The sequence below is a fragment of the Mesorhizobium sp. M5C.F.Ca.ET.164.01.1.1 genome, assembly GCF_004792125.1.
Lineage (GTDB): Bacteria > Pseudomonadota > Alphaproteobacteria > Rhizobiales > Rhizobiaceae > Mesorhizobium > Mesorhizobium wenxiniae.
In genome coordinates, this window is record NZ_SRTG01000001.1 from 1510703 (window position 1) to 1522756 (window position 12054).

Consider the following 12054-nt stretch of genomic DNA (forward strand, 5'->3'; position numbering starts at 1 on the left):
TGTTAGTCAATAAACCGGCGCTTTTGCCGGTCTTGTGATGGCCCCAGAAGGGCCTTGGGGGCTCTACATTAGCGTTAGCAGGGGACAGCCGTGAGAGCTTTATTGACGTTGGCTTCACACGGCGGGTAATGTTTCAGACATAACGCGTTCTGTAACGTGGATGATTCGGTGATGGGCAGGGCGCAGGACGAAAGCCATGACCGGGGAAACGACACTCAAAGAAGTCATCGCGAGGCTGGGTAAGGCCATCGAGGGGCTGGAAAATGCCGTCGCGGCCAAGCTCGAGCACGAGCGCGACTATACGGAAGCCGAGGCGGAGGTGCAGCGCATGAACGCCGATCGCTCGCGGCTGGCGCAGGAACTCGACAATTCCGAAGCGCGCGCCGAACGGCTGGAAGACGCCAACAAGGAAGTGTCGCGTCGGCTGGTGACCGCCATGGAAACCATCCGCGCCGTGTTGGACAGATAGGGACTGGACAGGTAGGCCAATGGCACAAGTCACGGTTTCCATCGACGGCAAGCAGTATCGCATGGCTTGCGACGAGGGCCAGGAAGAGCATCTGATCGACCTTGCCGAGCGCTTCGACCGTTATGTCTCGCACCTGAAAGACTCATTCGGCGAGATCGGCGACCAGCGGCTGACCGTGATGGCCGGCATCATGGTCATGGACGAGCTCTCGGAACTGCAAAAACGCGTCAAGGGCATGGAAAGCGAAGTGCTGACGCTGCGCAAGACGCGTGACGACGCGCTGACCAAGGCCGACAAGAACGATTCGGTGCTGACCCAAGCGCTTGGCGCGCTCGCCCAGCGCATGGAAGATCTGGCGACGACGCTGGCGGTGAACAAGGCCTGAGCCAGCGCAGCGAAAATTCCTGCTGCATTTGCTGAGAAGCAATGAAAATTTTTCGCCGCCGGCTTCGATGCCGGTGCAACAGGCGTTTGAAGGATGACGCGGGAGTGGTAGAAATGCAAAAGCAACGCCGGTCAATGCCGGCTGCAATCACAGGGTAGGGACACGTCATGAGCCTTCGTATCAACGATATCGCGCCGGATTTCACGGCCGAAACCACGCAAGGGACGATCAGCTTCCACGAATGGATCGGTGACGGCTGGGCGGTGCTTTTCAGCCATCCGAAGAATTTCACGCCGGTCTGCACGACCGAGCTCGGCACGATGGCCGGGCTGGAAGGCGAGTTCAAGAAACGCAACGTCAAGATCATCGGCATTTCCGTCGATCCGGTCGAAAGCCACGCCAGATGGCAAGACGACATCAAGACTGCGACCGGCTATTCGCTGAACTATCCGTTGATCGGCGACAAGGACCTCAAGGTCGCCAAGCTTTACGAAATGCTGCCGGCCGGTGCCGGCGAAACCTCGGAAGGCCGTACGCCCGCCGACAATGCCACTGTGCGTTCGGTCTACGTCATCGGGCCCGACAAGAAGATCAAGCTGGTTCTCACCTATCCGATGACGACCGGCCGCAACTTCGATGAGATCCTGCGTGCAATCGATTCCATCCAGCTGACCGCCAAGCACCAGGTGGCGACGCCGGCGAACTGGAAGCAGGGCGAGGATGTCATCATAACAGCTGCGGTTTCCAACGAGGATGCGGTCAAGCGTTTCGGTGCCTTCGAGACGATCCTGCCGTATCTCAGGAAGACCAAGCAGCCCTCCGCCTGAGCGGCAGGGGCAGTACGGGAGAATTTTCGGTTTTCTTGCTTGCGCGAGCATGCGGTGCTTGACGGCGTGGCGCTGACGGATGACCATGCTCTTCTTTTGCCCCGGCAGAGAAAACCATTCCTGCCAGGTGGGAGTTCAGGGAGCCGGGATTGGACGCGACATCGGCCAAGCTGCAGGTTGCAGGCTTTTACGACAAGCCGAGCGGGTCCATCCAGTATGTCGTCGCCGACCCGCAGACGCGACGATGCGCAATCATCGATCCCGTTCTTGATTTCGATGAGAAATCCGGCGCCACGGCGACGAAGAATGCCGACGCGATGCTCGAGTTCATTAGAGATCAACGGCTGGTCGTCGAATGGATTCTCGACACGCATCCCCACGCCGACCATTTCTCGGCGGCGCACTATCTCAACGATAAGACAGGAGCGCCTACGGCGATCGGCGACAAGATTATCGACGTCCAGAAATTGTGGAAAGCGATCTACAACTGGCCGGATTTTCCTGCCGACGGATCGCAGTGGAACAGGCTGTTTGCCGATGGCGAGACCTTTTCGGTCGGCGGCATTCCGGCAAAGGTGCTTTTTTCACCGGGCCACACACTGGCCTCGATTACCTATGTGATCGGCGACGCCGCTTTCATCCATGATACGCTGTTCATGCCGGACAGCGGCACGGCAAGAGCGGATTTTCCTGGCGGCAGTGCGGCGCGACTCTGGCGCTCGATCCAGGATATCCTCGCGCTACCGGACGAGACACGTCTGTTCGTCGGTCATGACTACCAGGCGGAGGGGCGCGAACCTTTGTGGGAGAGCACTGTTGCGGAACAGAAATCCAAGAACACCCATGTTGCCGCCTGCAGGACAGAGGCCGATTTCGTGGCGTTGCGCGAGGCACGCGACAGGACGCTGCCGATGCCGAGGCTGATCCTGCACGCGCTGCAGGTCAACATGAATGGCGGGCGCTTGCCGGACCCGGAATCCAACGGCCGCCGGTATTTGAAATTTCCGCTCGATTGCTTGTGATGAGATGGGTCGCTGGCACTACAACTCTATTTTAAACTCGGCCCCGCCCCTCATCGCCTGCCGGGCACTTCTCCCCGTATAGTGACGGGGAGAAGGGACGCTTTCGCTGACGATTTCGCCAATTTTCGACGTTGCAAAAAGAGTGCCGGCGGTGCGATCTGCCTCTTCTCCCCGTCGCGATACGGGAAGGAAGTGGCGGCAGCCGGAGGAGGAGCGGCGCACACGCCAGTTACTCTGGCTTCAGGGTTTTGTTCGGCGGGCTAAATGTTCATACGTGATTTGCCAAGGATCGCTCTCGAAAGATCTTTCCTCGCCGATCCAATGGAAGCTGTTGGCAGTGATCTCAGTGAAACGCCATCGAGTTGTTAGACCGCGCGAGTCATTGCCGAGCTGGACAATGTCCTTTCCCTCGGCCCGCCCGATCTGGCGTGAGTGATCTCGGTTGAGCGGGTCGTTCCATATGATGTGCCATCCCTCGATCCCAGGATCGAAGATGCGCAAAGTCGTGCCATACATCGTGGGCGGCGCAGGGCGCTTGGGCCTGATCCAAACGTCCTGAATCGCGCGGCCTTCGAGCACCCAGCCAAAATGGCATTCTCCATTGCATTTCTGGATTTTGCCGTCGTGGAGGTAGCGGACCGAGTCCATTTCCCAGCTTCCAATTAGCCATCCATACAGGTCCATGTCTTTCGCTCGGTCGGCTGAGGGACCTTCGGATCCGAGGGCGGTGAGAAACGGAGAAATCGTCATCGTCATACTGCCTTTGTTTCCAAATAGACGAGCTCAACTGCCCAGCGCAGCCCCGGCGGCCCATTGTCGTGCCGGCCTGCCGCAAGCGCCGTCTTGTGGAATTTCGCGACGGAAGCCCGTGTCGGCGCCGGAACATTGCCGCCACAATTTGCAGCGTTGCGGTTTCCAGAGTCTTGGGGAAAATTGCCATAATGCCGCTATGAGCAGGCCAGGCTGATCGCACCGATGATTGAGCGGTCTTATCGCGACGGATCGTGCGTTCGCGAAGGTAACCGGCAACCCTAGCTGGAACACCAAGGGACAATTCTCCCGGCAGTCGGAGGACCCCATAAAAAAGGCGGCGCCAGTTACCTGACGCCGCCGTTATTTTTCCGTCGGAGCATTACGCCGCCGGCTGCGCCTCGATGGTGCGCAACGCCTGCATCTGGCGCTTGGCCGCGGCCTTGACCGCGTCCTGCACCTTCTCGAAGGCGCGCACCTCGATCTGGCGCACGCGCTCGCGGCTGATGTCGAACTCGGCCGACAGTTCTTCCAGCGTCAGCGGCTCCTCGGCCAGGCGGCGTGCCTCGAAGATGCGCCGCTCGCGCTCGTTGAGCACGGCAAGAGCGCCCGACAGCATGCCGCGCCGGTTTTCCAGCTCGTCCTGCTCGATCAGCGCCTCTTCCTGGCTTTCGTGGTCGTCGACCAGCCAGTCCTGCCACTCACCGGACTCGCCTTCGCTCGCCCGGATCGGTGCGTTGAGCGAGGCGTCGCCCGACAGGCGGCGGTTCATCGACACCACCTCGGCCTCGGACACGTTGAGGCGGGTGGCGATCTCGGTGATCTGGTCGGGTTTCAAATCGCCGTCGTCGAGCGCCTGGATCTTGCCCTTCACCTTGCGCAGGTTGAAGAATAGGCGCTTCTGGTTGGCGGTCGTGCCCATCTTGACCAGGCTCCACGAGCGCAGGATGTATTCCTGGATCGAGGCCTTGATCCACCACATGGCATAGGTGGCGAGCCGGAAGCCGCGCTCCGGTTCGAATTTCTTGACGGCCTGCATCAGGCCGACATTGCCTTCCGAGATCACCTCGCCGATCGGCAGGCCGTAGCCGCGATAGCCCATGGCGATCTTGGCGACGAGCCTAAGATGGCTGGTGACGAGCTTGTGTGCAGCCGTGGTGTCCTCATGCTCGGCGTAACGCTTGGCGAGCATGTACTCTTCCTGCGGCTGAAGCATCGGAAAGCGACGAATTTCTTCCAGGTAGCGGCTGAGGCCGCCTTCGCCGGAAACGATACTGGGTAATGACTGGGCCATGATAGCGCCCCTCTCTCTTGGAGTGGTGCCCCCGAAACGTGGCGGGCATATATCGCGAACGCCAAAGGCTCGTTCGCGACAACCGGTGTATATAGGAACAAAACCAGAAAGGACAGCATTGGTTCAACACGAAACAGTGTGTCACGCCAAAGTGAACAACGCCGGTCAGGTTTTGGCAATCAGGTTTGGAATGGGATAGGAGGCGGTTCAGAGTTTACGAAAGCCGTCGACAAGTTCCTCCATATCAGTCGGTACAGGCGCCTCGAACCTCATCGTTAAATGGGTCGTCGGATGCCGAAATTCAAGGAGGCGGGCATGCAACGCCTGTCGCGGAAATGCCTTCACCCGGCCCTTCAGCGGCTCGGGCAGCCGGTTCGCCTTGGTGCGAAAGGCCTGGCCGTAATCGGGGTCGCCGACGACCGGATGGCCGATATGGGCCATATGGACACGGATCTGATGGGTGCGGCCGGTCTCGAGCCGGCATTCGACCAGACTTGCCGTGGCAAATTGCTTTTGCTGCTCGCCAAAGCGCTCGATCACGGTGAAATGGGTGACGGCGTGGCGGGCATCGTCGCGGCCCTCCGGCACCACGGCGCGGCGCACGCGGTCGACGCCGCGGCCGAGCGGCTCGTCGACCGTGCCTGTCGGTCTCATCGGTATGCCCCAGACCAGCGCCAGGTAGGCGCGTTTGAGATCGCCGGTCAGGCCATGATCGGCAAAGGCCTCCGACAATGATTTGTGGGCGCGATCGGTCTTGGCGACGACCATGACGCCACTGGTCTCCTTGTCCAGGCGATGGACGATGCCCGGCCGCCGCACACCGCCGATGCCGGAAAGACTGTCGCCGCAATGGTGGATCAGCGCGTTGACCAGCGTGCCGGTCCAGTTGCCGGCGCCGGGATGGACGACAAGCCCAGGCGGCTTGTTGATGACGATCAATTCATTGTCTTCATAGAGGACGTCGAGCACGATGTTCTCGCCTTGCGGCTCCGCCGGCTCCGGCTCCGGCATATCGACCGATACGCGGTCACCGGCCGCCATCTTACGCTTCGTCTCGTTGACCGGCTGGCCGCCGACCTTGACGGCGCCCTGTCTGATCAGCATCTGCACCCGGCTGCGCGACATGTCCGGGCCGAGCTTGCCCGCCAGCCATTGGTCGAGGCGCTGGCCGGCCGCATCGGGACCCGCTTCCAGCACGATCGATCCCCCGTTTGGCGATCTACCGTCTGGCGATCCGCCCTCCATCAATCCATTCCCTGTCAATCCATCCTCTATCAATATGGGGGCCTGTTCGTTATGAGCGCTCATAGAAAATCGCTCCGGAATGTTTTGCCATGGCTGCTGCCGACGAAGACGAGGAAAAGCCGCTCGACCCCGAGGTTGAAAAGGTGCGCAAGAAGCTCGTCCGCTTCGTCGCCATCAATCTCGGCCTGCTGTTTCTCGCCCTTATGGTGGTGATCGCGGCCCTTGTCTATAAAACGCGCACCGCGCCACCTGCAGCCCCATCACTTGCCGGCGACATCCAGGTGCCGGCCGGCGAGCCGCTGACCGGCGACGTCGTGCTGCCGGTCGGAGCCAAGGTCATCAGCCAGTCGCTCTCCGGCAACCGCGTCTCCATCGATGCGGAACTTGCCGACGGCAGCCGCGCCATCTTTGTCTACGACATCACTGAGCGCCGCATTGTCGGTCGCTTTTCGATCCGTAACAAATGACTGGATTCGTCGGACATCGCCGTGTGGTCACGGTCGCGCTCATGGTCAGAAACTATGAGGAGGCGATCTCCTGGTACGTCGGCAAGCTGGGCTTTTTGCTCATCGAAGACGTCGATCTTGGCGGCGGCAATCGCTGGGTCACGGTGGCGCCGGCCGACGGACAAGGCGCGCGGCTGCTTCTGGCCGAAGCGGCCGATGATGTGCAAACAAGCCGCATCGGCAACCAGACCGGCGGCCGCGTCTTTTTGTTTCTCGAAACCGACGATTTTGTCCGCGACCACGCGGCAATGCTCGAAAAGGGCGTCGAATTCCGTGAGGCACCTTGCCACGAGGCCTACGGCACGGTGGCGGTTTTCGCCGATCTCCATGGAAATCTCTGGGACCTGATCGAGCCAAAACGATAGGATTGTAACGGATATTTTTCCAGCATCATCGACTGTCCGAAGCCCAGTTGCTTTTTCCCAGCCGTCAGCCTATATCGCCGGTTCTTGAACGCGCCCATCGTCTAGCGGTCAGGACACCGCCCTCTCACGGCGGGAACAGGGGTTCGATTCCCCTTGGGCGTACCAAGGATCTCAAAATATTTGCGTACCCGGGCATCGCCATCGGTCACGGCCGGCATGCCACTTCTGGCGCAGTGCCCGCAATTGAATTAGCATCGTGTCATGTAAATAGGGGCCAAAGGTGCAGAACGCCGCCGGAGATGAATCTGTCGCGCAGCGAATAGATCGAAGCTCGTCGGGAAGAGGAAGAGTGCAGGGAGAGAGGGCCAAATGCAGAAACTGCAATCGCAGGGCGTCCATCACATCACGCTGGTCGGCGCCGGGCGCCAGACCTCGATCGACTTCTGGGAAGGCGTGCTTGGCATGCCTTTTATCTTCGAGCAGCCCAATCTCGACAAGGCCAGCGAAAGCCACCTCTATTTCGATCCGGGTGACGGCCGGCTGATCACCATCTTCACCGATGAGAGCCGCACGCCGGTCAAGCGGCGCACGCCCACCGATATGGGCTGCGTCCATCACATCGCGTTTGCGGTGTCGCGCGTCACCTTCCTGCAGGCGGTCGTCCGGCTCGACGAGCGCGCCATCAAGCATAGCGGCGTCAAGGATCGCGGTTTTATGGATTCGATCTATTTCGAGGATCCGCTCGGCCTGCTGATCGAACTCGCCTCCTACCGTTTCGAGCCGCCAACGGGCTTCACCCATGCCGACGTGCTGATGCAGGCGCACAAAATTCGCGTCGCGCGCGGCGACTACGCAATCGCCGAAGTGCATCTCGCCGACGCGATCCAGGCGCTTGTCGAGCGCTCCCGCGCGACCTTGTCGGACGACCGGGCGCCGAAGAATCCATACTGACGACAGCAACCCCGAGGGAGGACCATAATGGCAAAGACGACAACGAAGAGTGCGAAGAAGCCGGCCGCCAAGGCCGCCACAAAACCAGCTGCCAAGGCGACAAAGCCTGCGGCCAAGGCGCCGAAAGCTTCCGCCAAGTCGGCAACGAAAGCCGCCGCAAAACCTGCAGGCAAGGCATCCGCGAAGCCCGCGGCCAAGGCCAAAGCGAAATCAGCGAAAAAGGCCGGGCTGACGCTCAGCATGCTGAAGCCGAGCGTCAACAATATGAGCGTTCGGGTGTTTGCGCGCGCGGCTGGGCTCGACCATTCCGAGACCGACGTATGGGGCCACACACGCTCGCCTGAATACATGGCGCGAAACCCGGCGCATCTGACGCCGATGATCGAGGACAAGGGCTTGCCGAGAGGCGTTCTGTGGGAAAGCTGCGCCATCATGCAGTATCTCGCCAACAAGCATGGGCTGGAGAAATTATATCCCAAAGCGCCGGCCAAGCGGGCAATGATCGACAGCGCCATGTTCTACCTGATCGGCACGCTCTACCCCTATGTGGCCCGCGCCACCTATCCTGCGCTGAACTTCCCGCAATATGCCGGCGAGGTCGGTCATAGCGACGCTCATCCCGACAGGAAATCGGAAGCTCAGAAGGCCGCGGCGGCTGCAATTGCCGAGCCGCTGGAGGTTTTTCACAGCTTCTTCAGGAACGGCAAGCCATTCATCGGCGGCAAGAACCCGTCGATCGCCGACATTCGCCTGGCCGCGACGCTCGAATTCCTCGCCGTCATCGACTACGCGCTGCCCCAATGGGCGAAGGAGTACATGGCGGCGATCGAGAAGAAGCTCGGCAAAGCCTATGCCGAGCCGGCCGCCGACGTGCGCGGCTATATCGCCTATCTGAAGTCGCAGGCCGAGGCGTGAGGCGTCTTGGCTGACTGCGTTGAGCGCATCGAGCTTGCCCCTCAGGCGACAGGGCTGTAGTCACAGACCCAGACACCGCCCGGCCGCCGGACAGATATGCCAGAGGCATCGGCATTGCAGCTGCAAATCGGGGCGGCGTTGCGCTTGGCGTTCAAGGACCGAATATCACAAGCTCGGTGAACGTCAGATCTCCGAGCGAGGGTGGTCTGGGACCCTTGAAGTACTTCAGCCCCCTGTTGGGGCGGTACCACCCGAACAGGCCTGCAATCGGCTCCTTGGCGTCGACGACGCACAGCAGGATGCCGCTTCGCAAGAGAAAGCGCCCCACAGCACCGGCGCACCGGCTCAAATCCGCGAGGGAGCGGCAATAGATGACCTGATAGGATGGGATAAGACCGCGCAATATCCGGCGCGGCATCAATACGAAGGGAAAAGCCGCTCCGTCGCAAATGCAAATCAATGACAGGCAACCCAGCGCGGCGTGTTCCGAGAGTATGTATCTCTCACTGTCGGACAGCATCGCCATTTCCGCAAGATCGGGACGAGCTTCGAGCACGCGACATGACCGCTGCACCGAACTAAAAAGCGGCAAGAAGGCAAATTGTCCGCTGGAAAAGAGGCGAAAGCCGAGGGCCAAATTGTGCTTCAATGTCGCGGGCGCCGGCGAAACATTCGTGTAGGTTACGTCTCTTTGCTTGAGAATCGTCGTAATCAGCTTGATGGCATAGGGGCGGAATTCTTCGTCGACGGACCAGCTTGAAAGGTTGCAGCGGATTTCGTCGCCTTCCTGCCTGCGATAACGGGTATAAAGGGTCAGCACGACGCCGACGATCCTATCAGCCTTCTCCAAAGCCAGGCCGTATTGTGGGAAGTCGGCGACGGCAGGCCGCTGCGACAAACGGATCAGCGCCTGTGTCCAGTAACTCCGGTCACGCTCCGGAAAGCCCCGGCACAGGCAGTCGACCACTCCTTCCCAATCAGCTTCGCGAATTGGTCGACAGTGGACGTCGGCAGGGAGGGCGCCAAGTACGGCCATAAATTGACTTCCAGAATACGATAGTTACTTAGGCATGCTTCACACGCTAACACATTGGTGTACAACGATTAATAATATGTGCCGCATTTAAAGACGACTTTCCGCACTCATCACGAAACGCAGATCAGATTGGCCATGACGCGTCGATGAGCAACTCCCGTCGGTTAAGGATTCGTTAACCAAATCCCTATCTACTGATCGGCAATTCACCTCCAACTCGCGACCACGGATGTACTGGCGCGGTCGAGGTGAAAAGAAAAGTCGGCCATGTGCCGGCCTTTTTGTTTCAAGGGCGATTGTTCCAGGGAAACCGCGGCCTGACTTGGCGATTGTCGTCGGCCATCAAGCCTTTAGCTTCAGGCGCAACGGCACGCCGATCGGGCCGCCCGGGCCGCCGCCATCAATGTGACCGGCGACGCGAAAGGCGCGGCAATCCTTTGTCGATCGCCGCGATTGCCGCCCTGGAAGGCTGCTTGCCGCTGAGCTTTTCGCCCGCGCTCGCCCAAGGAATTGCAGGCAGCGTCTTCACCCTGCAATTCGGCTCGCCCAAACAGTAACCGGGCATTGCCCTAGGCAAAGCCGCTCGTTTCCGGGGGGCCATTCACCCAAGCATTGCTAGGCGGCGTCACCTCGAGCGATCAGACCGGTTCCCGGTCCACGAGATATCAGTGTTGCCCGCGTCTCGCATTGACATGGCGCGCCAATTCCGGCGTCTCGAAGACATAGTCGCTCCAGGCCGATTCCGGAATCTGGCCGGCCAGATAGCATTCCAGCAAAAGACTTTGCTCAGGGCTGAGAGGTCTCGGCACGCGCTCATGGTCCAGTCTCAGCGAGAAAAACAGATTTCTGGGCGAGTGAAACAGATTTCTGGTCAAGTCCGAGACAGTGAAGTGAACCGACATGTGGTCTCCTTTGACGTTCCAGCGCATCACCCCAAGGATCGGGATCGATCTCTGCTCCGCTGCCGTTCGGTTCGAAAAGGACCATGCGCCAAAATCAAAATGGCACAGCGTGGCTTTGTGTGCCCAAAGGGACGCGCGGCGCTGCAATTTAACGTCGAGGGCGGGATAAGGTTTCAACGTGGCGGCGGTAACGCCGATCGCGCAGCCCGAAACCCACCGGTCAACACATGCTTTCGGCGATCGCGTGCGCGTGTGACCGAACCGCTGCGTCAGGTGCGCAACACGTGTTTAGGGCACATTTTTTATTGCCACCGTTGAATGCCGGCTGGCTATTCGCAGACCATGCGGACCCGTTTTCCGGGTTGGCTGACATTCCTGCAGGTGAGCGGTTTTGCCGGCTCGGATGCCAGCGTCGGCGGATTGTTGGAAGTCCTCGCGAGGCGCCTTCTCGGCGCCACGGGAGTCTTGATTCTGGGGGCCGCCGCTCTTTCCGGCATTTCGGGCGCCACAGGAAAGACATCGGTCTGCAGCAACTGCGGCTGTTCGGCTTGCGCCTGCTGCGGCGGCCTGTCCCAAAACCGCCGGACATCGAGCGGCCTTGGAATGACGACGGTGCCGTCGTAGCTGCGCGAGCAGCCGCTCCCCAACAGCAGCATCGGGCAAAGGAAAAAAGGCAGGATCCGTCCCAACATCGGCAACACCCTTGCGGGATTTATAACGCGGCTTCGGTTCTGCCGACAACCGTCGGAATACACCGCGGGCAAGGCTAGCGCATGACCCGGAGAATCGGTATCGATTTCCCTGGGGATCATGCGCAAAATCAAAATGCCGCAGCGTCCCTGGCGCGACTGGAAGCGGGCATGGGCTATTATCTGCCCAAGCCCATCAGCTCCAGGGCCTTGCTCGAAAGCGTCGAGCGCTGGCTCGGCGCGGACGGATAAATCCAGCGCAACGCGGGATCAGGCATCCGCCTCAGGCTATAAGCCGTGATTCGGCGAGGCATTGCGGACAAGACTATGGTGCGATCGCACCATATCAAAGCTTGCGTCCGGTTGGGACAATAAGCGCATTCGAGTTCCGCTCCTCCAGTTACGGGCGGGAGCAGCGACCGCCGGCAAGAAACAGGGTCAGATTTACCCCAACGGACCTGTTTCGGCGATGGCGCGGCCATGACCTCCTTGGCCGCATGCAACGCGCTCCCGCCCGGATTTTCTTTTTCGGCGCCAATTATTTCGCCTGTCGAGGCCAAATGCCGGCCGCAAATGGTGCAAGCTGCTGATTCCAGCGGCAAACCACGGCTGTGCCGGCGGGACCCGCGTCCCTTCCTTTTCGACATGGCTGTGCGGCGGTTACCGGGCTGACATCAAACTGTCATGTGACTGTAATA

The 12054-nt window shown here is 60.2% G+C and carries 15 protein-coding genes and 1 tRNA gene; 10 read left to right on the plus strand and 6 right to left on the minus strand.

Annotated elements, in window-relative coordinates; genetic code table 11:
* Positions 1–196: 196 nt before the first annotated feature.
* The 4 genes from EN807_RS07340 to EN807_RS07355 all read left to right on the plus strand — a co-directional run bounded on the left by EN807_RS07340 (position 197) and on the right by EN807_RS07355 (position 2703).
* Entirely contained in the window at positions 197–469 is a 273-nt protein-coding gene (locus tag EN807_RS07340) for a DUF4164 domain-containing protein (protein WP_023797069.1), read from the plus strand.
* A gap of 19 nt (positions 470–488) precedes the next feature.
* The gene (locus tag EN807_RS07345; protein WP_023797070.1) at positions 489–854 is read left to right on the plus strand and encodes a cell division protein ZapA; all 366 of its coding nucleotides are present in this window, start codon (positions 489–491) and stop codon (positions 852–854) included.
* A gap of 167 nt (positions 855–1021) precedes the next feature.
* On the plus strand, positions 1022–1681 hold the full coding sequence (locus tag EN807_RS07350) for a peroxiredoxin (protein ID WP_135934440.1): 660 nt from the start codon (positions 1022–1024) through the stop codon (positions 1679–1681).
* A gap of 149 nt (positions 1682–1830) precedes the next feature.
* The gene (locus EN807_RS07355) at positions 1831–2703 is read left to right on the plus strand and encodes an MBL fold metallo-hydrolase (protein WP_135934441.1); all 873 of its coding nucleotides are present in this window, start codon (positions 1831–1833) and stop codon (positions 2701–2703) included.
* 240 nt (positions 2704–2943) lie between these two features.
* Here the strand turns inward: EN807_RS07355 and EN807_RS07360 are convergent, their stop codons facing one another.
* From EN807_RS07360 to EN807_RS07370, 3 genes are all read right to left on the minus strand, one after another.
* Positions 2944–3459: a hypothetical protein gene (locus EN807_RS07360; RefSeq protein ID WP_246684026.1), complete on the minus strand. Its 516-nt coding sequence runs from the start codon at positions 3457–3459 to the stop codon at positions 2944–2946.
* Between the two features lie 376 nt (positions 3460–3835).
* Positions 3836–4747, minus strand: coding sequence for an RNA polymerase sigma factor RpoH (gene rpoH, locus EN807_RS07365; RefSeq protein WP_029348727.1), 912 nt, complete (start codon positions 4745–4747; stop codon positions 3836–3838).
* Between the two features lie 207 nt (positions 4748–4954).
* Positions 4955–6055, minus strand: a complete 1101-nt coding sequence (locus tag EN807_RS07370; RefSeq protein WP_135934442.1) for an RluA family pseudouridine synthase — start codon at positions 6053–6055, stop codon at positions 4955–4957.
* Positions 6056–6081: 26 nt separating this feature from the next.
* Here EN807_RS07370 and EN807_RS07375 point away from each other — a divergent pair, with 26 nt between their 5' ends.
* The 5 genes from EN807_RS07375 to EN807_RS07395 all read left to right on the plus strand — a co-directional run bounded on the left by EN807_RS07375 (position 6082) and on the right by EN807_RS07395 (position 8729).
* Positions 6082–6459, plus strand: a complete 378-nt coding sequence (locus EN807_RS07375) for a fimbrial protein (RefSeq protein WP_135934443.1) — start codon at positions 6082–6084, stop codon at positions 6457–6459.
* On the plus strand, positions 6456–6863 hold the full coding sequence (locus EN807_RS07380; protein ID WP_135934444.1) for a VOC family protein: 408 nt from the start codon (positions 6456–6458) through the stop codon (positions 6861–6863). Before EN807_RS07375 ends, EN807_RS07380 begins: the two co-directional genes overlap by 4 nt.
* A gap of 90 nt (positions 6864–6953) precedes the next feature.
* A tRNA-Glu gene (locus EN807_RS07385) sits at positions 6954–7028 on the plus strand.
* Between the two features lie 204 nt (positions 7029–7232).
* A complete protein-coding gene (locus EN807_RS07390; RefSeq protein ID WP_135934445.1) occupies positions 7233–7814 on the plus strand; it encodes a VOC family protein in 582 nt (193 codons plus the stop codon).
* A gap of 27 nt (positions 7815–7841) precedes the next feature.
* A complete protein-coding gene (locus EN807_RS07395) occupies positions 7842–8729 on the plus strand; it encodes a glutathione S-transferase family protein (protein WP_135934446.1) in 888 nt (295 codons plus the stop codon).
* Between the two features lie 151 nt (positions 8730–8880).
* Here the strand turns inward: EN807_RS07395 and EN807_RS07400 are convergent, their stop codons facing one another.
* The 3 genes from EN807_RS07400 to EN807_RS07410 all read right to left on the minus strand — a co-directional run bounded on the left by EN807_RS07400 (position 8881) and on the right by EN807_RS07410 (position 11359).
* A complete protein-coding gene (locus EN807_RS07400; protein WP_246684027.1) occupies positions 8881–9765 on the minus strand; it encodes a hypothetical protein in 885 nt (294 codons plus the stop codon).
* A gap of 665 nt (positions 9766–10430) precedes the next feature.
* Positions 10431–10667, minus strand: a complete 237-nt coding sequence (locus EN807_RS07405; RefSeq protein WP_135935805.1) for a hypothetical protein — start codon at positions 10665–10667, stop codon at positions 10431–10433.
* 329 nt (positions 10668–10996) lie between these two features.
* The gene (locus tag EN807_RS07410; RefSeq protein WP_135934447.1) at positions 10997–11359 is read right to left on the minus strand and encodes a hypothetical protein; all 363 of its coding nucleotides are present in this window, start codon (positions 11357–11359) and stop codon (positions 10997–10999) included.
* An 81-nt stretch (positions 11360–11440) separates the two neighbouring features.
* Between EN807_RS07410 and EN807_RS35435 the strand changes: the two genes are divergently transcribed.
* Complete coding sequence (locus tag EN807_RS35435) at positions 11441–11608, plus strand: hypothetical protein (protein WP_189522367.1); 168 nt, start codon at positions 11441–11443, stop codon at positions 11606–11608.
* Positions 11609–12054 lie beyond the last annotated feature (446 nt).

Bases quoted from the DNA above. Each gene is read 5' to 3' on its own strand.
- EN807_RS07370 (WP_135934442.1), bottom strand. From the start codon at position 6,055: ATGAGCGCTCATAACGAACAGGCCCCCATATTGATAGAGGATGGATTG.
- EN807_RS07380 (WP_135934444.1), top strand. From the start codon at position 6,456: ATGACTGGATTCGTCGGACATCGCCGTGTGGTCACGGTCGCGCTCATG.
- rpoH (WP_029348727.1), bottom strand. From the start codon at position 4,747: ATGGCCCAGTCATTACCCAGTATCGTTTCCGGCGAAGGCGGCCTCAGC.
- EN807_RS07340 (WP_023797069.1), top strand. From the start codon at position 197: ATGACCGGGGAAACGACACTCAAAGAAGTCATCGCGAGGCTGGGTAAG.
- EN807_RS07410 (WP_135934447.1), bottom strand. From the start codon at position 11,359: ATGTTGGGACGGATCCTGCCTTTTTTCCTTTGCCCGATGCTGCTGTTG.
- EN807_RS07405 (WP_135935805.1), bottom strand. From the start codon at position 10,667: ATGTCGGTTCACTTCACTGTCTCGGACTTGACCAGAAATCTGTTTCAC.
- EN807_RS35435 (WP_189522367.1), top strand. From the start codon at position 11,441: ATGACCCGGAGAATCGGTATCGATTTCCCTGGGGATCATGCGCAAAAT.
- EN807_RS07400 (WP_246684027.1), bottom strand. From the start codon at position 9,765: ATGGCCGTACTTGGCGCCCTCCCTGCCGACGTCCACTGTCGACCAATT.
- EN807_RS07390 (WP_135934445.1), top strand. From the start codon at position 7,233: ATGCAGAAACTGCAATCGCAGGGCGTCCATCACATCACGCTGGTCGGC.
- EN807_RS07375 (WP_135934443.1), top strand. From the start codon at position 6,082: ATGGCTGCTGCCGACGAAGACGAGGAAAAGCCGCTCGACCCCGAGGTT.
- EN807_RS07350 (WP_135934440.1), top strand. From the start codon at position 1,022: ATGAGCCTTCGTATCAACGATATCGCGCCGGATTTCACGGCCGAAACC.
- EN807_RS07345 (WP_023797070.1), top strand. From the start codon at position 489: ATGGCACAAGTCACGGTTTCCATCGACGGCAAGCAGTATCGCATGGCT.
- EN807_RS07395 (WP_135934446.1), top strand. From the start codon at position 7,842: ATGGCAAAGACGACAACGAAGAGTGCGAAGAAGCCGGCCGCCAAGGCC.
- EN807_RS07360 (WP_246684026.1), bottom strand. From the start codon at position 3,459: ATGACGATGACGATTTCTCCGTTTCTCACCGCCCTCGGATCCGAAGGT.